Below are 18,748 nucleotides of genomic sequence, written 5' to 3' on the forward strand. Positions count from 1 at the left end.
CGCCGCCGCTCGGGCCTCTCGGGCCTCCCGGACTCAACCGCCGCAGCAGCCCGCGGACTCGGTAGCTGCGGGGACGGGCACGCCCTCGGCCTTGCCGCGCTGGCCGCTGTCGGCCTTGACCACGTACACCTCCCACGGCTCCTTGCCGGGGCCGCGCACCCACACCTTGTCCTGGACGGCGTAGCAGCACGAGGTGTCGTTCTCCTCGAAGGTGGCCAGTCCCGCTTCCTTGAGCCGGTCGGCGGCTGCGTCGACCCGGGCGGTGGACTCCACTTCCACGCCCAGGTGGTCCAGCCGGGTCTCCTGGCCGGGCTCGCCCTCGATGAGGACGAGCTTGAGCGGGGGCTCGGCGATGGCGAAGTTGGCGTATCCGGGACGGCGCTTGGCGGGCTCGACGCCGAAGAGCTTGGAGTAGAACAGGACCGACGTCTCGAGGTCGGCGACGTTGAGGGCGAGCTGGACACGGGACACGGGAATCTCCGCGGGCCTTGTATCGAAGTATGTCGATTCAAGGTTGCGCCCTGTTTTGATTCTTGTCAATATAGAAGCATGTCGAATCAAGAGAGTGGGGCCACCGCACAGCAGGGCACCGTCGCGGGCTGCTGCCCCGGTCTACTGAACACCCCGCTGGACGAGGGCGAGTCCGTGGAGCTGGCCCGGGTCTTCAAGGCCTTGGGCGACCCCGTGCGACTGCGACTACTGTCGATGATCGCCTCCCGCGACGGCGGTGAGATCTGCGTGTGCGACCTGACGCCCGCCTTCGACCTGTCCCAGCCCACCATCTCCCACCACCTCAAACTGCTGCGCGAGGCCGGGCTCATCGCTGCGGAGCGGCGCGGCACCTGGGTGTACTACCGGCTGCTCCCCGAGGCGACCGACCGCCTGGCCGCGGTCCTCACGCGCCGCACAGTCCCTAGCGGGTGGGATCGATGATGGTCATCCCGGCGACGGTGGCCCGGTCGAACCCTGGAAGCAGTTTCGCGGCCTCGCCGAGGCCGATGGTGCGTTCGGTGAGTCGCTGTGGTTGCAAGGCACCCTGCGCAATGAGGTCCATCATGTCCGGGTAGTCGACCGCGGCCATTCCGTGGCTGCCGCGCAGGTCGAGTTCCCAGCCGATCACCCGTTCCATCGGGACCCTGGGGTGACCCTCGACCGGGGGCAGCAGGCCGACCTGGACGTGCCGCCCCCGCCTGCGCAGTCCGAGGATCGCGTCGGCACAGGTCTGCTCACTGCCCACGGCATCGACCGCGACATGGCTGCCACCGCCGGTCAGTTCGCTGATGGCCGCAGGAATGTCCGTGCCGTCCGCGCCATCCGCGACCAGGGCGTGTTCGGCTCCCAGCTCCCGCGCGACGGCAAGGGCTTCGGGGTGGCGGTCCACGGCGATCACCCGGGCACCCAGCGCGCGGGCGATCATGACCGCGCTGAGCCCGACCCCGCCGGCACCGATGACGGTCACCCACTCACCTTCGCCGAGGTCGGCCCTGTCGGCCAGGGCCCGGTAGGCGGTGGCGAACCGGCACCCGAGCCCGGCCGCGGTAGCGAAATCCACGTGCTCGGGGACCGCCACCAGGTTCGCATCGGCGGCGTGCAGGGCCACGTATTCAGCGAACGAGCCCCAGTGGGTGAAGCCCGGCTGCTGCTGGTCGGGGCAGATCTGCGCCTGCCCGGCCCGGCACCACTCACACTGACCGCAGCCGCACACGAACGGCACCGTCACCCGGTCTCCGGGTTTCCACCGTTCCACCTGTGGGCCGGACTCGACGACGACCCCGGCCAGTTCGTGTCCGGGCACGTGCGGAAAGGTGATGTCCTCATGCCCGGCCCAGGCGTGCCAATCGCTGCGGCACATCCCGGTCGCCATCACCTGTACCAGCACCCCGTCGTCGGGCACCTTCGGCACCGCCACTGAACGAACCTCCGGGCGAGCCTGGGCCGCCTCCAACACCACCGCGCGCATCGCCCCATTGTTTCGCACCGGGTTTCCCGAGGCTCCGGCACGTACCGGGTTTGGCATACGCCCAGCGCACCGACCGGTGAGCACCTCCTATACGTCCCTGCGGAGCCCGGACCCGGATGTGCGGAGGTCGGGGTCCCTTGCCCGCCAGACCGGCATCACGCCCGTTCAGAGCCGCTTCTTTACGACGGCTCCTAGAAACCACCGTGCTCACACCGGCACAGCAGAGCACGACGCGACCCGGGACCCGCGCGGGAGCTTTACCGGGATTGCCTCTCTGGGTTGGGGTGTCCTCCTTTCCCGCCGCTCGATTGTTGCCGTCTCCGCTGCGCGCCTCAAGGTTGTCGCGGTGGGGGCTTCGCCCGCATGGGCGCTCCACCTTGACCCGCTCCGCTGCGACGGCGGGTTGGCGGCTATCGGGAAAGGGTGCCTCTATGTTTTTCGTCAAGCCCATTACGCGGCCAGATCGATCGCTAGCGTGCGTGATTGGTAGAAGGCGCCGTCCCGCAGCATCGCGAACAGCACATTGATGCGTTGGCGGGCCAAGCGCAGTAGCGCCTGGGTGTGGGTCTTGCCGCGGCTTCGTTGTTTGTCGTAGTAGGCCCGGGAGGCGGGATCGGCGTTCATGCAGGCGAATGCCGACAGGAACATGGCGCGTTTGAGCTGCCGATTCCCTGTCCGTGGGGCATGTTCGCCGTGGATGGAGGTGCCCGAGCTCTTGGTGGCCGGAGCCAGGCCGGCGTAGGACGCCAGATGAGCAGCGCTCGGGAAATCGGTGCCGTCCCCGACGGTCACCAGCAGCACGGCGGCGGTCCTGACCCCGACCCCGGGCATCGAGGTCAGGACCGGCGAAAGAGGGTGGGCCTCCAACAACTCGCTGATCTGCTCTGCGAGGCGGCGCCGCTGGGTGTGTACCGCGGCCAGAGACCGGGCCAGGGAGGGCACCACCAGGTCCAAGGTCTCGGTACCGGGCACCACGACGGTCTGCTCGTCCAACGCCTCGAAGACGTCATCGACCAGGCGTGAATCGCCCTGGGTGTGATGGAGACTCGAATCCTTGGATAGGTTGAGTCCGTTATGTCGAAGCGTTACCCCACTGAACTGCGTGAACGCGCCGTGCGCCTGGTCCAGCAGAGCCGGGGCGACTACGCCTCCACCAGCGCGGCGGTCAAGGCTGTCGCGGCGAAGCTGGGTGTGGGTGCCGAGAGTCGTGTTCAGCTGACGTTCGTACCCGGCCGGCTTTCGGAGCCGACCGGTGCTCGACACCCCTACAGCACTGCGGCACCCGCCTCAGCGCTGTTCAGCCCTGCTCCTCCAGAGGTGGGACTGCCTCTTCGGACGGGACCGGGCCGGGCGGGGTCCCCTGGCCGAAGGGGCTGCCGCCCAGCCGCTCCCGGCCGTGCTCGGTGAGCCACCCGCGCGGCTCGGGCCCCACCGCCACGATGCCGGTCGGGTTGATGGCGGTGTGCACCCGGTAGTAGTGGACGCGGATGTGCTCGAGGTTGGTGGTGTCGCCGAACCCGGGAGTCTGGAACAGGTCGCGGGCGTAGGCCCACAGCGCGGGGTACTCGATCAGTTTCCGGCGGTTGCACTTGAAGTGGCCGTGGTAGGCCGCGTCGAAACGGACCAGGGTCGCCCAGAGCCGCAGGTCGGCGAGGGTGATGTGGTCGCCCACCAGGTAGCGGCGGTCGGCGAGGCGCTCCTCCAGGGCGTCCAGCCGCTCGAACACGCCGCTGACCGCCCGGTCGTAGCGCCGCTGGTCCGGTGCGAAGCCGGAGCGGTAGACCCCGTTGTTGAGGTCCTGGTACACCTGCGCGCTCACAGCGTCGATCTCCTCGCGCAGCGCCTCCGGGTACAGGTCCGGGGCACCCTCCCGGGCCAGGCCGCCCCATTCGGTGGCCATGTCCACGCTGAGCTGGTCGTAGTCGTTGGAGACCAGGTGCCCGCTGGCCACGTCGACCAGGCCGGGCACGCTCACGCCGCCGTCGTAGCCGGGGTCCCGCGCCAGATAGGCCTCGCGCAGGGCGTGGATACCGAGGACCGGGTCCCGGCCCCCGGGACTACCGGTCTCCTCGGTGAACACCCAGTGCGGGTCGCCCTCGATGATCTCCTGGACCGGGTCGGTGACGGCCAGCGAGACGGCGCCCTCCAGCCCCATGAGCCGTCGGGTCATCACCACCCGGTGCGCCCACGGGCAGGCCCGGTTGATGACCAGCCGGTAGCGCCCGGGTTCGGCGGTCCGGTCGAAGCGGCCGTCCGCGGTGACCCGGTCGGCGAAGGCCGCCGGGTCCCGCTTGATCTCCTCGGTGGGAAGCTGATTGGCCCGCATACCGGTGACCTCCGACGCTCTGGAAACTGGTTCTGGCACGATCCTAAATCCCGGGCGAGCGCCGGAGGCGGTTGTCCACAGGGCGATCTCAGTCCTTAGCGCAGACGTAGTAGTTGTTGAACGGGTCGGTGTCGATACCCTTCACCTCCACCTCGTCGAAGCCCGCCTCGGTGAGCATGGCGAGGGCCTTCTGCTCTCCCCAGGCCGTTCCCAGCCCGTCACCGTCCAGAGCGAGGGATACCGTCATGCAGTGCATGAGCGACACCGTGTAGAGGAAGGTCCCCCAGGGCAGGTCCATGTTCTCCTGCAGCTTGCTGGAGGACCTGATGTCGACCATCAGGAAACTCCCTCCGGGCCGCAGCGCCCGGTGGATACCCGAGAGCACCTGTCCGGGGTGGGCCTGGTCGTGGATGGAGTCGAAGGCCGTCATGAAGTCGAACGACTCCTCCACCCCCAGGTCGGCGACGTCGCGCAGCTCGAACCGCACGTTGTCCAGGCGCATCGCGTCCGCCTCGCCCCGTGCGAACGTGACCCCCTCCTCGGAGAAGTCGTATCCGGTGAACCGGCTCCGGGGATAGGCCCGGCCCATCACGTTCACGGCGTGGCCGCGGCCGCAGCCGACGTCGGCCACGTCGATGCCGAGCGCGAGCCGTTCGGTGAGACCCTCCACCAGGGGCAGGGTGGCGCCGATGAGGGAGGCGTCCACCACCTCGCCGCTCTCTTCTGCCATGACTTCCTGGAAGCGGGGGTAGGAGCTGTAGGGCACCCCGCCGCCGCGGCGGAACGCCTCGCCCACCTGGTCCTCGACCAGCGCGAGCATGGGAAGCATGCCCACGAACCGGGAGAGGTTGTCCGGTCCGGCCGCTCGGGTCAGACAGGCCGCGTGCTCGGCGGGCAGGAGGTAGGTGTCGGCGAGCGGGTCGTACTCGATCAGCCGGGCGATGGTCGCACCGCTCAGCCACTCGCGCACGTAGCGCTCGTTCAAGCGCGCGGCTTCGGCGACTTCCGCACAGGTCATGGCGCCGCGGCCAGCCATGGTGTCGAACAGGCCCAACCGGTGGCCCAGGCTGCAGATGAGGGTGGCGCTGCCGCCCTCCAGGATGCCGATCATCCGACCGGTGAACGCTTCCACCTTGTCCTGGTCCAGCTCCGGCCCGGTGGTTTCGGTGGTCATCACGGACTCCTTCAGTGAAGGGAGGTTGTCCCGCGCGAGCGCAGGCTGTCGACCTGGTCGACGCCGAGGGTGGCCTGGGCCCGTGACCTGCCCCGCTGCTCTCAGGGCCGATTCCGGTCAACTTGGATAACCGGATATTTTACGCCTGGTTCCCCCGCTCCCAAAGGGTTCGGGAGGCGTCCGAACGACAGTGGCCACGTGCGGCCAACGTGGACCGACCGGTCGCGGCTGCCCACCCGGCACCCGTCGGTCTCAGGACCGGCCGAGCAGGCTCCGCACGCTGTCGTCAGCGACGTGCGGATACTCCCCGTACCACCGGTCGGCCTCCTGGAAGTCGACCGGCGCCATCAAGCACACGACCCGGTCGCACAGTTCCGAAAGCGAGCGAACCGCCTGCTGCTCACCCACCGGGGCCGCCAGTACCAGGGACGCCGGGGACCGCTCGCGCAGCGCCGTCAGCGCGGCCCGCGCGCTCATCCCGGTCACCAGTGCGTCGTCGACGACGATGACGTCCATACCCTCGATGTCGGACCCGGGTCCTGGCCCCCGGTAGAACGACTCCCTGCGCCGAACCTCCTCCCGCCCGGACTCGACCGTCTCCTCCAGGTCACCTTCGGACAGGCCGAGGACGTCCAGGGAATCACGTTCGAAGAACGCCGACCCCGCGGCCGCGACCGCGCCGATGGCCCGGTCGGGGTTGCGCGGCGAGGGGACCCGGTGGACGACCAGCGCGTCCAGCGCCCCGCCGAGCGCGTGCGCCACGCGTTCCGCGACGGGCACGCCCCCGGGTGCCAGCCCCAGCACCAGCAGGCGGTCGCGGTCCACCCCGACCAGGACCTCCGCCAGGCGGTCCCCCGCTTCCTCCCGGTTCGCGAACATCTGCCTCACCCCGTTCCTCGTACGCCCCGTGCAGGGGCCCTCTCCGCGGCGCTACCCGGAACCTGAGGTCACACACGTGTGGCAGCGGACGTCCCCTGGATCGAGCGGAGTTCGGCCACGACCTGGCGCGCCACCGTGCGGCCCGCGCGGTTGGCCCCGATCGTGCTCGCCTGAGGACCGAACCCCGCCAGGAACAGCCGCGGCTCGCGCGCCGAGCGCCCGTTCTCGACCCGCACTCCCCCGCCGGGTTCGCGCAGGCGCAGCGGAGCCAGGTGCGTGAGTTCGGCGCGGAACCCGGTAGCCCAGATGATGGCGTCGACCGGCTCGAACGAACCGTCCGGCCAGCGGACCCCGTCGGGTTCGATCCCGGTGAACATCGGCCGCGCCACCAGCAGGCCCCGGTCCCGCGCCGCGAGGTTCTCCGGGGTCGCGGGCAGCCCGGTACCGCTGATGATGCTCGGCTGCGGCCGCCCCGCCTTGGCGGCCTCGTCCGCCCGCTGAACGGCCCGGATCCCGCCCTTGGGGTCGTCGGCGAACTCCACGGGTCGGCGGGTGACCCACACAGTGCCCGCGGCCACGCCCTCCAGTTCGCGCAGGAACCCGACCGCGGACGTGCCTCCGCCCACAACCAGCACCTGCTGTCCCGCGAAGTCCTCCGCGGCACGGTAGTCGGGGGTGGAGATCTGCGCGCCGCGGAAGTCCGCTGCACCGGCGAAGTAGGGGCGGAAGGGCCTGGCCCAGGTCCCGCTGGCGTTGACGAGCACCCGCGCGGCGATGTCGCCCTTGTCCGTCGAGACAACGAACGCCTCGCCTTCGTCGCGCACCCGGTTCACCGCGACCGGCCGCACCACGTTCAGGCCGAACGCCTGCTCGTAGCGCGCGTAGTAGTCGCGCACCACGTCACGGGCGGGCCGCGTGGGGTCAGCGGTCTCGAAGCTCAGCCCGAGCTCGCGCATCCCGGGCAGGTCGTCGACCTTGTGCGCGTCGTCCAGGCGCAGCGAGTCCCAGCGGAACTGCCAGGCACCCCCGGTGTCGGGTCCCCGGTCCACCACCACGAAGTCCACACCCGGTTCGAGGCCCAGCCGCCGCAGGTGCCAGGCGACCGAGAGCCCGGCCTGCCCGGCCCCCACCACGACCACGTCCGCCGCCCCCGGCAGAGCGGATCCACGGACACCCTCCATGGCCCTCCTCCCGTCGTCCATCGACAGTCAAGAACAACGGGAGCCACCGGTTCATGCCGGAACCGGATGCCGGTCAGCGCACACCGCGGTGCCCGATCCACAGTGAGACCGGGCGGCGCATGGTGAACGGACCGGAGTCTTCGACCGACGCGAATACGCGCGCGCGAAATTCCGCTCTCCGCTCGGCGGGCAGGTCATCGAGGAAAGCGCGGCTTCCGTGCGTCAGCAGCCACTGCCACAGCGTCTCACCGTCGGGCACCGGAAGGGCCGTGGTGACCGTCGTGGCGGTGACCTTCGCTAACCCGGCCTCGGTGAGCAGGTTTCGGGGATCGTCGATCGGCCTCCCCATTCCGCCTCCTGGAGGCAGGTGCCGACCGAACTCCGTGAACAGAGCGGGGAGGGGGTCCTCGTTCTCTCCGGTCTCAGCCGCTGGTTCCCCGTCCGGGGAAGGCCCCGGGAGGGTGAGCGCGAGCCATCCCCGCGAGGTCAGGACGCGCCGAGCTTCGGCCAGGGCAGTAGGGGGGTCGTCCAAGAGGTGCAGGACGAAACCGGAGACCACCGCGTCGAAGTGCCCGTCCGGGAACTCCAGGCGGTGGGCGTCCATCAGACGGGCGGTTACGAACCGCGGGTCGTCGGAATGGGCTTCCCTGGTCCGGGCGACCATTGTGGGGGCGGCATCAATCGCCGTGACCAGGCAGCCCACGTCCAAAGCTCGGCTTGTGAGGGCGCCGTGCCCCGCACCGAGATCGAGCAGTCGGAGACCGGGCCTGAGAGGCAGAGCGGCGGCGGTCGCCTTCGCGGTCTCGGAGAAGAACGGCAGTACCTCGTCGTACTGACGGGCTACCCGGTCGAACAGTTCGATGTCTCTAGCGGTCATGCGAACGGATTCTCGCAGGGGCGGTGGCGCCCGGCATCTGGTTATCCCGCCCGAATGGGCGGTTGCGTTCGGGTGAACCCCGCGTGCGAGCACCTCCGGTTCATGCCGGAGGCAGGCCGACCGCGGCACGCATCAGGCGGCGGGCTCGGGCGGGGGCGGCCGGATCCTCCAGTAGCTGGATCTCTTGGTTCGCGGCCATGGACAACCCGACGAGCGCCGTGGCCAGGTCTTCCGGTGCCGCCCGGTCAGGGAGCCCTTGAGTGCGGGCTTCGGTGATCTCGGCGGCCAGGAAGCGGTGCCACTGCTCGGCGACCGTGCGGATCCGGTCGCGGAGCGGGCCGGGGCGGTGGTCGAGCTCGAAGGAGGCCGCGGTGACGAAGCACCCTCCCGGGAACGGGCAGTCGGCCAGGTAGTCGATCCACAGGTCGAGGAGGCGGCCGACCCTGGCCGGTCCGGGCGGGGTGCCGTCCAAGAGTGCCGGGACCGCCTCGCGGAAGACCTCGACCGCCCGGTCGAGCGTGTCCCCGAGGAGGGCCTCGCGGGATCCGAAGGGCCCGACCACCCCGGCCTTGCTCATCCCCACGTCGCCCGCGAGGGCACCAACCGTCACGCTCTCCAAGCCGTGGCGTGAGGCGCGGTCCACGGTGGCGTCGAGAATGCGGGCGCGTGAGCGGGCGGCCTCCGCCGTCGATTTCCTGGGTGCCATACCCCTATATTAACTTACGATCGTTCGCTATTTTGGAGGTCCGACGAGCTTACGGAGTACCCATGAGCGATCTGTTCCAGCTGGATGCGGCCGCGGTGACGTTGACGGGGCACGAGGTCCTGATGGTTCCGGCGGCATCACGGGCCGCACCGACCCCCTGTTCGGGCTGGGACGTGCTGGACCTCGTCCGCCACATGAACGACCAGCACGAGGCGGTCGCCGCCGGGGTGCTGCCAGCGCCGAACGGCCTCTCCGGGGACCCCGTGGCGGACTTTCCCCGCTACGCCGCCCGGTGGCTCGTCGCTCTCGACCAAGCAGGGGACACCGTGCACGTGCCGATGGTCGGCGGCGAGGTCCCGGTCGAACGGGTCCTCGCCGTCCACCTGGTCGACATGCTCGTGCACCGCTGGGACCTGCTGTCCGCGCTGGGCCTCGACCGCCCCACCCCTGACGAGCTCGTCCGGGCCGCCCTGCCCGTCGCCCGCTCCATCACCGGACCCGAAAGCCCGCTGAGCGGTCCGGACGGCGTCTACTCACCGCCCCTCCCCGAGGAGCCGGGGCTCTCCCCTCTTCAGAACCTCGCCGCACTCCTGGGCCGCGACCGCGGTGGTGACCCGGCCCAGGCAGCGGGGTCGACGCGTTCGCACCGCCCCTCAGGGCACCAGCCCCTCGATACGGTGGGCAGTAGCGATGGACGACTGGTACCGGGACAGGAGAGCCACGACCGACCCCGGCCCCGGGTACAGCGCGGCCACGCGCAGTCCCGTCTCGTACGGTTCGTCCCCCGGGGACAGCCGTTCGTCCTCGTCCGCCGCCAGGTGGATGCGGGGCCCCTCCCCCTGAGCGGTCTCCTCGCCGAAAGGCGCGACCACGACGTCCGCTCCCCCGATGGGCACGAGGGCTGCGTCGTCGACGGCGGTCGCCGCCCGGAGGTGCGCCCGGGGGATCCCGTCCTCCCAGAGGGCCTCGTCAACGGCCAGGTCCGCTGTCGCGACGGTCTCTGCGGACGCGTCCGCGCGGTGGTACCGCACCGGGGCGCCATCTTCCAAGAGGAAGGCCCCAGCGGTGTCCGCGTGCAGGAGTGCCGCGGCCGAGGACCCGCCCGGGCCCAGCTGTTCGGGGATGCCCGGCACCTCCTCGCCGGTGGCGGGATCGAACAGCGCGGTCGCACCCGCCCAGTCGCTGTGGCGCACGGCGACCACCGGCTCGCCGTCCCCCGACGAGCGGTCGGCTGGGACCAGCACGGGCTCCTCCGTACCAACACCCTCCCGCTCCCAGCTGTGTTCCCACACTTCCTCACCCGTTCCAACGTCCACGGCCACGAGCGTGGCGGCGGTCCGGGTATCGGGGTCCTCGAGCGCCTCACTGTGGTCACCGTGCTCCTCCACGGCGTCGGGGTCCACACATCTGATCTGCACGACCATGCGGTCGGGAAAGGGCACGATCCCGTTGGTGCCGCACCCGGAGCCGTACTCGTCGGCGTCGAACTCGCGGGACCAGTTCCACAGTCCCGCACCGGTGCGGGTGTCCGTGGCGGTCAACTCCACCGATCCGCCCTGGGACGAGCTGAACCGCTGGGCGATGTCGACATCGCCGAGGCGTGTCCGGGACGATCCGCCGTGCTCCGGGGGTTCCTCGACGTACTCGTCGACGATCGCCCCGGTGACGGGGTCCAGCACCGTGACGGTCCGCTCGGGTGCATCGTCCGACAACCCCTTCGGGGGCAGGTGGCGCACATACACCCGGCCGTCGTCCACCCACGCTTCGGACCACACCTCGTGATCGTCGTCCCGCGGGCGCCGGAAGGACCACAGCTCCTCCCCCGACCGCCCGTCCAGCGCGACCGCACCGTCCGCCAGGAGCAGCACGGGACCGTGCGGTCCGGTCCGCACCCCCGTGACCCAGGTGTCCGGAGGGGGTTCCCAGGACCAGCCGACCCGGGTCACCTCACCGGGGACCGGGGCGGGTTCCCCGAGGCCCTCGGCCACGGTGTGGGATTGCCTCGGGTACAGGTAGACCCCCGCCAGGGACACGGTGAGCACCACGGCCAGGGTTCCTGAGGCGAGGAAGGGCAGTGATCCGCGCCAGGGACGCGGCTCGACCGGACCCGGTGAGCCCAGCATGAGCAGCAGCCCGAGAGGGACGGCGCAGGCGGCCAGCCACATCCCCGTGGCACGTGGCGCGTGGCCGTAGGCGTCGGGGTTCTCCTCGATACCCAGGAGAAGGTCGGCGGGGAAGGCCGCGTACGCCAGTGCGGTCGCGAGCGCGAGGGCGACCGTCACCCAGAGCCGGAAGGACCGGCGCTGTCTCCGCCGCTGCCGCTCGACTGCTTCCGGCGGCTCACCTGGACGGGCGTCGGAAATCGTCCATGCGGTGTCCCAGTGGACCCCGCCGAAGAGAGCAACCACGGCCAGCAGGCCGGCTAGGACCCAGGCACCCTCCGCGTCCCAGTTGCCGCCCTCACCGGCGTGCAGGAACAGGACCGCGACCGCCATGAGCACGGCCCCGCCCAGAACCCCCGTACCGACCCGGGCAACAGCACGCGCCCACCGTTGTCCGACCGTACGCGCCGGACCACCCATGCACCCTCCTCGACCACGGAAAGCCCGAAGCCACCGCGGTTGCCGGCGGGAGAGGGCTCGCGGGGCGCCAGCCTAACAACGCCGGGTGTCACGGACGGCGGCGCGGGATCACCACGGCGCTCAGTACCGCGGTGGCCAGCAGGACCGCGGCGGCGACCCCGATGGCCGTGGTGTACCCCTCCACGGCGGCCTCCGCATGACCCGCCTCGCCACGTGAGGCCAGGTAAGCGGCGGTGGTCATGGCGGCCACGGTATTGAGCAGTGCGGTGCCCATGGCCCCACCGACCTGCTGGGCCGCGTTGACCATGGCCGACGCCACCCCCACGTCGGCGTGGTCGACCCCCGCGGTGGCCGTGCTCATCGCCGGCATCATCACCAGCCCCAACCCCAGGCCGATCGCGAGCTGCGCCGGGAGCAGGAACGTCAGGTAGACCGCGTCGCCGCCGACCCCGAGCTGGGTGAGCCAGGCCATGCCTGCGGCGCCGAGGAGCAGACCACCGACGATGAGCGGGCGCGGTCCGCTCCGGTGCAAGAGCAGAGCGGCGATCACGCTGGAGCCGACCACGGTCGCGGCCGTGAGCGGCAGGAACGCCAGGCCGGCCCGGACCGGCGAGTACCCCAGGATCACCTGCATGTAGTAGGTGATGAAAAGGAAGAACCCGAACAGGGCGACCTGGGACAGCGCGACGGCGAGGAACGATCCGCCCCGGGCCCGGTGGGTGAGTACGCGCAGCGGCAGCAGCGGCCTCGGGGCACGGGCCTCGACGCGCACCAGCAGCACCAGCAGCACGACCCCGCCCGCCAGCAGCGCCACGACGACCGGGGCAGTCCAGCCGTTCTCCTCCGCTTGGGCGAAACCGAGGACGACCGCCGACAGTCCGGCACAGCTCAGCACGGCCCCGGGCAGGTCGAGGCGGCCGACGGCCGCGGGCATGCTGGGCCGGACGGCGGCCAGCGCACCCAGCAGGGCGACCAGGGCGATCGGGACGTTGACGTACAGGCACCAGCGCCAGTCCAGGTACTCGGTGAGCAGGCCCCCGACCAGGAGACCCAAGGCTGCCCCGCCCCCGGAGAGCGCACCGTAGACGCCGAAGGCCGTACCCCGCTCCTTGGGGTCCTCGAACGCCTTGCTCAGGAGCGACAGCGCCGCCGGGGCGAGCAGCGCCGCGAACACGCCCTGTAGGGCCCGGGCGGCGAAGAGGACGGACCCGCTGGGGGCCGCGCCGCCCAGCATCGAGGCCGCCGCGAAGCCGACCAGGCCGACCAGGAGGATCCGCCGGGTTCCGAAACGGTCGGCGATGCGCCCGCCCAGGAGGAGCAGGCCGCCGAAGGCCAGGACGTAGGCGGTGATGACCCAGTGGCGGCCTCCGTCGGAGATGCCCAGGTCGGCTTGGGCTGAGGGCAGGGCGATGTTCACGATGGTCGCGTCCAGGACCACCATCAACTGCACCAGCCCGATCACCGCCAGTGCCCACCAGCGGCGCGGGTCGGGTGGTTCGTGGGCCGAACGCGGGGGTTGGGAACGGGAGCGCACCCCCTCAGCCCCCTCCGAGTTCGTCGGCTCCTTCGGGATCTTCGGTGTGCGGCTCGGATCGCGGTCCATGGGGTCCTCTCACGCCAGCATAAGAACAGTGATCGTAAAACCGATCAATGATCGGAATGGAGATCAATGTACTACACTGGTCGGCATGGAAAACGAAGCATCCCGCTCGCGATCCGCGAGCTCCGAGCCCACCGCGGGGCCCCGTTCCGCCACGACCGGCGCGGGACAGGTGTGGCTGCGTTCGGAGCGGCCGCGCAGGGAACGCGTGACCCGAGAACGCATCGTGGACGCCGCGCTGGCGCTCCTGGACGAGGAAGGCGCCGAGCGGTTGACCATGCGGCGCCTCGGCCAACGCCTCGGAACCGGTTCCACGACGCTGTACGGCCACGTCAGCACCAAGGACGACGTGCTCGATCTGGCTCTGGACGCCGTCTACGCGGAGGTGGCCCTGCCCGCCGAACCCAGCGCGGACTGGCGGGACGACATCATGGCCTTCATGGAGAACTGGCGCACTGCACTGCTGCGCCACCCGTGGTCGGCCGCCCTGCTGGGCCGCCCCATGCTCGGCCCCAACATGCTCGCCCGGGAGGAGTACCTGCACGCGGTACTGGCCAACGCCGGGTTCACTCCGCCAAAGCTCAACGACACGGCCTACGCCCTGTCCAACTACGTCATCGGCGCCACACTCATGCAGGCCTCGTGGCACAGCCAGGAGGCCGGGGCCCGGAAGGCGGCGGACGACCACGTCCAGGCCAACAGCGACCGCTACCCGAGCCTGGCCCGGAACCGCAGCGTGGCCGACACGGACTGGGGCGCCAGCTTCGCCCACGGGCTGGAGTCCCTCCTCGACGGGCTCAGCTCCCACGCCCGGACCGACACGGAGCGCTGAGGCGGACTGTCGGCGCTGCCGGGCGGCGGTGGACCCGTGACAGTGCCGGGCAACCGACGACGCCGGGCGGCGGGCACCCGTGAAAACCGACCGCCGCCGCCCGGCCGGCACACCTACGGTCGGGCCAGGCGGGACATGAGCGCGGCCAGCGCCGCCTTTACCCCGGTGGACAGGGTCGGCTCCATCACCGGTGCGAACTGGGGCGAGTGGTTGCTCGGCACCGGCTCGTCTGAGTCCACGACCTCGTCCGGCATCCCGCCGAAGAACCAGTACACGCCGGGCACCCCGATCGCGTCGGGCAGCAGACCGAAGTCCTCGCTGCCCATCTGCGCGGGCCGGTCCATGACCCGGTCCTCTCCCAGAGCCCCGGCGAGGGCCCCGCGCACGGCCTCGGTCTCCGCGGGGTCGTTGTGGAGCAGCGGGAAGTTGTACAGCTCCTCGATCTCCGGTTCCGGGGCATCCGAGGCCGCCGCTTCGGCCGCGATGACCCGGCGCAGCGCCGCGAGCACCCGTTCCCGGACCTCCGGATCGAGACTGCGCACGTTCAGGGTGAACTCGGCGGAGGCCGGGATGATGTTCTCCTTCAGCCCCGCGTGGAACGTGGCGACCGTGACGACCGCCGCCGACTGCGCCGCGACCTCCCGCGAAGTCACGCTCTGGATGCGCACGACCATGTGCGCGGCGATCACCACGGGGTCGATCGCCTCCTCCGGCCGGGAGCCGTGCCCGCCCCTGCCGTGCACCGTCACCCGCCAGGAGTCGGCCATCGCCATCGCCGGGCCGCTGGACAGTTCCACACTGCCGCTGCGGCCGCCCCACACGTGCTGGCCGTAGACCACCTCCGGCCGCGGTGCACGGTCCCACAGCCCGTCCTCGACCATGGCCTTGGCACCGGCCGCGGTCTCCTCACCCGGCTGGAACAGGAACACGACCGTGCCCGCCCACGACCCCGGGTTGGCGGCCAGCCTGGCGGCCGCGCCGATCGCGCAGGTGACGTGGGTGTCATGGCCACAAGCGTGCATAACCGGGACGTCGGTGCCGTCGGGGAGTGCGCCACGCGCCGTGGAGGCGTACTCCAGGCCGGTCTCCTCTGCCACGGGGAGGGCGTCGGTGTCGGCTCGGAAACCGACCACGGGGCCGTCGCCGTTGCGCAGCAGCGCGACCACCCCGGTCCCGCCGCACCGGAAGGTCTCGCACCCCAGGGCGCGCATGCGCTCCTCGATGAGCTCCGCGGTCCGGTGCTCCTGCATGGACAGTTCCGGGTTGCTGTGCAGGTGCACGTACAGCTGGTGCAGCTCGTCCCGCAGCTCGTCGGTGAGGTGTGCGACCGATTCCAACGTCGACAATGGTGCTCCTAGGGTTGCGGCGGTGCGGGTCGCGGGTTCTCCCGTCGCGGGTTCCTCCGTCAAGGGATCGCCCGGACCGTTCCTCGTGGGCGTTCGGTACTCATGTATCAGGACTGGTCCTTGGGGGCCGGGTCCGGTTCGGATTTCGAGGGCGACTCCCCACGACGGTTACGCAGTACCCAGGCCAGCACCACGGTGAACAGGACCACCAGGGCGGTGGAGAAGTTGGTGAACATCTCACCGAACAGGGGCACGAGACCCACCTGGAAGACGAGGGCGACCAGGACGGCGATCACCGTGATCCGGGGCTGTTTGGCGTAGGCCGCGAGCTGCACGACCACCGCCCCGATGATGGCGGGGAAGATGTATTCGCGGGAGACCTCGACCACGGACTCCGGCAGCAGGCTGATCAGCCAGGTACCCAGGAGTCCCACGAAGACCAGGAGCGACACGATGTGCACGATGGCCGCGCCGGCGATCGCCATCACCGCGCCGAACTCCGCCCGTCGCGTACCCGGTTTGGCGTCGATGGTCTGCTGCGCCACGATGGCGGCCGGTACCAGCTTGTTGGAGATGTTGCCGATCATGAACGCCTGGTACATCGCTGCCGGGCCGAGCACCGGGTAGTAGGTCAGCGGCTCGATCACCCACATCACGCCGTAAACCGCGGCCACGGCGAAGAACGCGGTAAGCAGCCCCCACGACGTGAACTGCATGTCGGTGCCGAAGATCAGGTAGAGCGGCCCGGCCATGGAGAAGACCAGAGCCGCGAGCATCGTGGCCCGGCCCCACCGGGACGTGGTGCGGTCATAGGCCGCGTAGGCGGTTTCCGCCTCGGACGATCCGGTTCCCTGTGACACGTCTGCTCCTTCAGGCGGGGCCCAGCGGGGACTGGTGTGCGAAGTAGGCGACGACCAAGCCGATGATGATGGCGATTCCGAGGGCCCATTCCCGCAGCCAGTTCAGCTTCAGTTGCCGGGCCAGGTACAGGCAGGCCGCCATGACCAGCGCGGACACGGCCACGATCAGGGCGTGGAGGCCGCTCTTGGGGAGCTCGGCAACGGCCAAGGAGGAGAAGGCGCCCAGCAGGGCGGCCGAGGGCACGATCGCCATCAGCACGGGGTTCACCCGCCGCAGCTTGGCATCACCCCGCTTCAGGACGGGTGTGAGCACGAGGGTGGCGACCATCCACATGATCCCGGAGAACGACATCGCGAAGAACGCTACGGTGAAGACCTCAGCGGTCCAGGTGTCGCCGCCGAGCTCCGCCCCCATGGTTCCCGCGGCCAGTTGGGCCGAGGCGGTCTCCGTCGCCGCGGACCCGACCAGTCCGATCCGCACCAGGATCGCGGGGGTGCCGAAGAGGGCGAGCAGGGCCACCGCCACGATCACGACGGCCAGGGAGGGTCCGATCGAGGCGATGGCCCCGGACCGGAAGGACGCCCGCAGGTCGGCCCGGGTGAACCCGTGCTCGGGACCGGCGAGGCTGGCTGCACGCATGTAGATGAGGCTCTGCACGCCGATCACGGCGAAGATCGCGATCGCGCAGACCCACAGGACGGGCGAGTTCATGATGTCCAACGCGGCTCCTGTCGGCAGGTGACGTGGCCCGAAGGCTCACACCAGGGGGTCGGCGTTGCGCTGCCGACCGCGCCGCGGGCGACCGCGACCTTGGATCGGGGGCGTCGCCGGAGCAGCGCGCCGCCGGTGGGAGTGGGGTCGGGGGCGGGAGTGGGAGTGGGGTCGGGGGTGGGGTACTGCCTTCGATCCAGTGCGGGGCGCGCTTGATCATGCGCGGCAGTCTAGGTCGCACCACCTGGCCACACAATGGGGTGATCGGGTGTATTCGCACCAGGAGCCCCACCCGCCCCCGCGCGACGCTCTGAGTGCCCCTACTCAGGACAGCGTGGCTGTTCTGCGTTGGGATGGGGGACGCTGGCCCCAGGCGCCGAGGCAGCCGCACCGCGGGGCCGGGCGCGGGCAGACGGCAGAGGGCGGTTCGTAGGCGATGGGAAGGCGGTGCCTGATGGGGGCTAGCGATGCGGCCCGCGCTGAGGCGTTGGGCAGGCTGGTCGAACAAGGGGTGATCGACCGCGGGCAGGCCGACGCGGTCGTCACCGCGTTGGAGGCGGCCGAGGGGCACTCTGGGGCGAGGGGCCGCTGGGCGGAGGTACTGGGCTATGTCGGCGGCGGGCTCGTGCTGGCGGCCGTGGGCACGTTCATGGCCACCGCATGGGACGTCTTGGACACCGGGGTCCGGATCACGCTGCTCGCGGTGGTCGCCGCCGTTCTCGCCGCCGCGGGGTTCGGGATGGCCGGCGGCCCAGCACTGCTGCGCCGGTCGGCGGAGATGGCCCCGGTCCGCCGCCGGATCGGCGGTGCCCTGTTCGCGTTGGCGGCACTCTCCGCGGCCTTCTCCGTCGCCGAAGGCGCGGGGGAAGCGCTGCCCCCGGGGTTCGTACCGAGCGCGCCCGTCTGGGCATCCGCTGCCGGGCTGGCCGTTGCCGTGGCCGCCTACGCGTTGCTGCGCTCCGCGCCCGGACTGCTGGCCGTTTGGGGCATGAGCGCATTCCTCGTCGGTTTCGGGGTCCAGGAGGTGGTCTACGAGTTCGTAGGCCAGGACAGTGGGGGCGGTTTCTCCTCGACCGGGTCGCAGATCGCGTCCTCAGCGGCCGGTGCGGGTCTGCTCCTCCTCGGTGCAGTGGGGGTGGCCCTCGCGGCGGTGGGCGTGCTGCGCGAGCAGGGGACCGCGGTCGGGCTCGGCGCGGTAACCGCCTACACGGGCGCCCTGATGCTGGAAACGCCGGTGAACCACGTCGCCGAGCTCACCGTCACGGCGGTCCTGTTCACCCTCTTCGCGCTCTGGCGCTCGGCGGCGCGGGGCCCCGGCTCGGCGCTCGTGTTCGGCGTGCTCGCTGCCACGGTCGCGGTTCCGCGGCTCGTCTGGGAGCTCACCGGCGGAGAGGTTTCGGCCGCCGGTGTCCTCCTCGTCGCCGGCACCGTGCTACTCATCGCCAGCGCGGTGGGCATCCGGATACGCCACCGGGCCGCCGCGAAACCGGCCCGCCCCCGCGAGGCAACGGACAACCCTTAGCCCCCGCGGTCGATCCTCGCGGACGCACGCAGAAAGAGGCCCACCAGATGGTGGACCCCTCTATGACCTGCAACTCCTCTGTCGGGACGGCGGGATTTGAACCCACGACCCCTTGACCCCCAGTCAAGTGCGCTACCAAACTGCGCTACGTCCCGGCCGCTGAGCGACCTCCGCCTCCGGCGTCGCCAACG

16 protein-coding genes, 1 tRNA gene and 2 pseudogenes are annotated in these 18,748 nt (G+C 70.8%); 4 read left to right on the forward strand and 15 right to left on the reverse strand.

The window, feature by feature from the left end:
- Positions 1–33: 33 nt before the first annotated feature.
- Positions 34–471, reverse strand: coding sequence for an ArsI/CadI family heavy metal resistance metalloenzyme (locus ACYVDG_RS09395; protein WP_460748357.1), 438 nt, complete (start codon positions 469–471; stop codon positions 34–36).
- A gap of 78 nt (positions 472–549) precedes the next feature.
- Here ACYVDG_RS09395 and ACYVDG_RS09400 point away from each other — a divergent pair, with 78 nt between their 5' ends.
- Positions 550–933 (forward strand): ArsR/SmtB family transcription factor, encoded by a 384-nt coding sequence (locus ACYVDG_RS09400; RefSeq protein ID WP_460748360.1) that lies wholly within the window; start codon positions 550–552, stop codon positions 931–933.
- Here ACYVDG_RS09400 and ACYVDG_RS09405 read toward each other — a convergent pair.
- The 8 genes and pseudogenes from ACYVDG_RS09405 to ACYVDG_RS09440 form a co-directional block, all read right to left on the reverse strand.
- A complete protein-coding gene (locus tag ACYVDG_RS09405) occupies positions 914–1,960 on the reverse strand; it encodes a zinc-dependent alcohol dehydrogenase family protein (RefSeq protein WP_460748362.1) in 1,047 nt (348 codons plus the stop codon). The genes ACYVDG_RS09400 and ACYVDG_RS09405 overlap by 20 nt on opposite strands.
- Before the next feature lie 450 nt (positions 1,961–2,410).
- A pseudogene (locus ACYVDG_RS09410) lies at positions 2,411–2,980 on the reverse strand (transposase); the annotation flags it as partial.
- Positions 2,981–3,257: 277 nt separating this feature from the next.
- Positions 3,258–4,286 carry a glutathione S-transferase family protein gene (locus ACYVDG_RS09415; protein ID WP_460748364.1) on the reverse strand — a complete coding sequence of 343 codons (1,029 nt, stop codon included), beginning with the start codon at positions 4,284–4,286 and terminating at the stop codon, positions 3,258–3,260.
- 88 nt (positions 4,287–4,374) lie between these two features.
- Positions 4,375–5,460: a class I SAM-dependent methyltransferase gene (locus ACYVDG_RS09420; protein WP_460748366.1), complete on the reverse strand. Its 1,086-nt coding sequence runs from the start codon at positions 5,458–5,460 to the stop codon at positions 4,375–4,377.
- Positions 5,461–5,712: 252 nt separating this feature from the next.
- Positions 5,713–6,339 (reverse strand): phosphoribosyltransferase, encoded by a 627-nt coding sequence (locus ACYVDG_RS09425; RefSeq protein ID WP_460748369.1) that lies wholly within the window; start codon positions 6,337–6,339, stop codon positions 5,713–5,715.
- A gap of 68 nt (positions 6,340–6,407) precedes the next feature.
- Positions 6,408–7,520, reverse strand: coding sequence for an FAD-dependent oxidoreductase (locus ACYVDG_RS09430; RefSeq protein ID WP_460748371.1), 1,113 nt, complete (start codon positions 7,518–7,520; stop codon positions 6,408–6,410).
- Between the two features lie 73 nt (positions 7,521–7,593).
- Positions 7,594–8,397, reverse strand: coding sequence for a class I SAM-dependent methyltransferase (locus tag ACYVDG_RS09435; protein WP_460748373.1), 804 nt, complete (start codon positions 8,395–8,397; stop codon positions 7,594–7,596).
- Between the two features lie 100 nt (positions 8,398–8,497).
- Positions 8,498–9,103 (reverse strand): TetR/AcrR family transcriptional regulator, encoded by a 606-nt coding sequence (locus ACYVDG_RS09440; RefSeq protein WP_460748376.1) that lies wholly within the window; start codon positions 9,101–9,103, stop codon positions 8,498–8,500.
- A 122-nt stretch (positions 9,104–9,225) separates the two neighbouring features.
- Here ACYVDG_RS09440 and ACYVDG_RS09445 point away from each other — a divergent pair.
- Positions 9,226–9,642 (forward strand): annotated as a pseudogene (locus tag ACYVDG_RS09445) (maleylpyruvate isomerase family mycothiol-dependent enzyme); the annotation flags it as partial.
- Between the two features lie 114 nt (positions 9,643–9,756).
- Here ACYVDG_RS09445 and ACYVDG_RS09450 read toward each other — a convergent pair.
- Complete coding sequence (locus ACYVDG_RS09450) at positions 9,757–11,685, reverse strand: outer membrane protein assembly factor BamB family protein (protein WP_460748379.1); 1,929 nt, start codon at positions 11,683–11,685, stop codon at positions 9,757–9,759.
- 88 nt (positions 11,686–11,773) lie between these two features.
- Complete coding sequence (locus ACYVDG_RS09455; protein ID WP_460748383.1) at positions 11,774–13,288, reverse strand: MFS transporter; 1,515 nt, start codon at positions 13,286–13,288, stop codon at positions 11,774–11,776.
- Positions 13,289–13,373: 85 nt separating this feature from the next.
- Between ACYVDG_RS09455 and ACYVDG_RS09460 the strand changes: the two genes are divergently transcribed.
- Complete coding sequence (locus ACYVDG_RS09460; RefSeq protein ID WP_460748386.1) at positions 13,374–14,117, forward strand: TetR/AcrR family transcriptional regulator C-terminal domain-containing protein; 744 nt, start codon at positions 13,374–13,376, stop codon at positions 14,115–14,117.
- Between the two features lie 113 nt (positions 14,118–14,230).
- On the opposite strand, the gene ACYVDG_RS09465 is transcribed toward ACYVDG_RS09460, so the two are convergent.
- The 3 genes from ACYVDG_RS09465 to ACYVDG_RS09475 all read right to left on the reverse strand — a co-directional run bounded on the left by ACYVDG_RS09465 (position 14,231) and on the right by ACYVDG_RS09475 (position 17,035).
- A complete protein-coding gene (locus ACYVDG_RS09465; protein WP_460748389.1) occupies positions 14,231–15,463 on the reverse strand; it encodes an amidohydrolase in 1,233 nt (410 codons plus the stop codon).
- Positions 15,464–15,570: 107 nt separating this feature from the next.
- On the reverse strand, positions 15,571–16,323 hold the full coding sequence (locus tag ACYVDG_RS09470; protein ID WP_460748392.1) for a hypothetical protein: 753 nt from the start codon (positions 16,321–16,323) through the stop codon (positions 15,571–15,573).
- A gap of 10 nt (positions 16,324–16,333) precedes the next feature.
- Complete coding sequence (locus tag ACYVDG_RS09475) at positions 16,334–17,035, reverse strand: DUF5058 family protein (protein ID WP_460748395.1); 702 nt, start codon at positions 17,033–17,035, stop codon at positions 16,334–16,336.
- 454 nt (positions 17,036–17,489) lie between these two features.
- Here ACYVDG_RS09475 and ACYVDG_RS09480 point away from each other — a divergent pair, with 454 nt between their 5' ends.
- On the forward strand, positions 17,490–18,557 hold the full coding sequence (locus tag ACYVDG_RS09480) for a DUF2157 domain-containing protein (RefSeq protein ID WP_460748398.1): 1,068 nt from the start codon (positions 17,490–17,492) through the stop codon (positions 18,555–18,557).
- Positions 18,558–18,638: 81 nt separating this feature from the next.
- Here ACYVDG_RS09480 and ACYVDG_RS09485 read toward each other — a convergent pair.
- Positions 18,639–18,712: transfer RNA gene (locus tag ACYVDG_RS09485), tRNA-Pro, on the reverse strand.
- Between the last annotated feature and the right edge of the window lie 36 nt (positions 18,713–18,748).

The organism is Nocardiopsis oceani (genome assembly GCF_054777395.1).

Excerpts from the sequence above, each read along its gene's own strand:
- ACYVDG_RS09400 (WP_460748360.1), top strand. The coding sequence starts at position 550 with ATGTCGAATCAAGAGAGTGGGGCCACCGCACAGCAGGGCACCGTCGCG.
- ACYVDG_RS09405 (WP_460748362.1), bottom strand. The coding sequence starts at position 1,960 with ATGCGCGCGGTGGTGTTGGAGGCGGCCCAGGCTCGCCCGGAGGTTCGT.
- ACYVDG_RS09415 (WP_460748364.1), bottom strand. The coding sequence starts at position 4,286 with ATGCGGGCCAATCAGCTTCCCACCGAGGAGATCAAGCGGGACCCGGCG.
- ACYVDG_RS09420 (WP_460748366.1), bottom strand. The coding sequence starts at position 5,460 with ATGACCACCGAAACCACCGGGCCGGAGCTGGACCAGGACAAGGTGGAA.
- ACYVDG_RS09425 (WP_460748369.1), bottom strand. The coding sequence starts at position 6,339 with ATGTTCGCGAACCGGGAGGAAGCGGGGGACCGCCTGGCGGAGGTCCTG.
- ACYVDG_RS09430 (WP_460748371.1), bottom strand. The coding sequence starts at position 7,520 with ATGGAGGGTGTCCGTGGATCCGCTCTGCCGGGGGCGGCGGACGTGGTC.
- ACYVDG_RS09435 (WP_460748373.1), bottom strand. The coding sequence starts at position 8,397 with ATGACCGCTAGAGACATCGAACTGTTCGACCGGGTAGCCCGTCAGTAC.
- ACYVDG_RS09440 (WP_460748376.1), bottom strand. The coding sequence starts at position 9,103 with ATGGCACCCAGGAAATCGACGGCGGAGGCCGCCCGCTCACGCGCCCGC.
- ACYVDG_RS09450 (WP_460748379.1), bottom strand. The coding sequence starts at position 11,685 with ATGGGTGGTCCGGCGCGTACGGTCGGACAACGGTGGGCGCGTGCTGTT.
- ACYVDG_RS09455 (WP_460748383.1), bottom strand. The coding sequence starts at position 13,288 with ATGGACCGCGATCCGAGCCGCACACCGAAGATCCCGAAGGAGCCGACG.
- ACYVDG_RS09460 (WP_460748386.1), top strand. The coding sequence starts at position 13,374 with ATGGAAAACGAAGCATCCCGCTCGCGATCCGCGAGCTCCGAGCCCACC.
- ACYVDG_RS09475 (WP_460748395.1), bottom strand. The coding sequence starts at position 17,035 with ATGAACTCGCCCGTCCTGTGGGTCTGCGCGATCGCGATCTTCGCCGTG.
- ACYVDG_RS09480 (WP_460748398.1), top strand. The coding sequence starts at position 17,490 with ATGGGGGCTAGCGATGCGGCCCGCGCTGAGGCGTTGGGCAGGCTGGTC.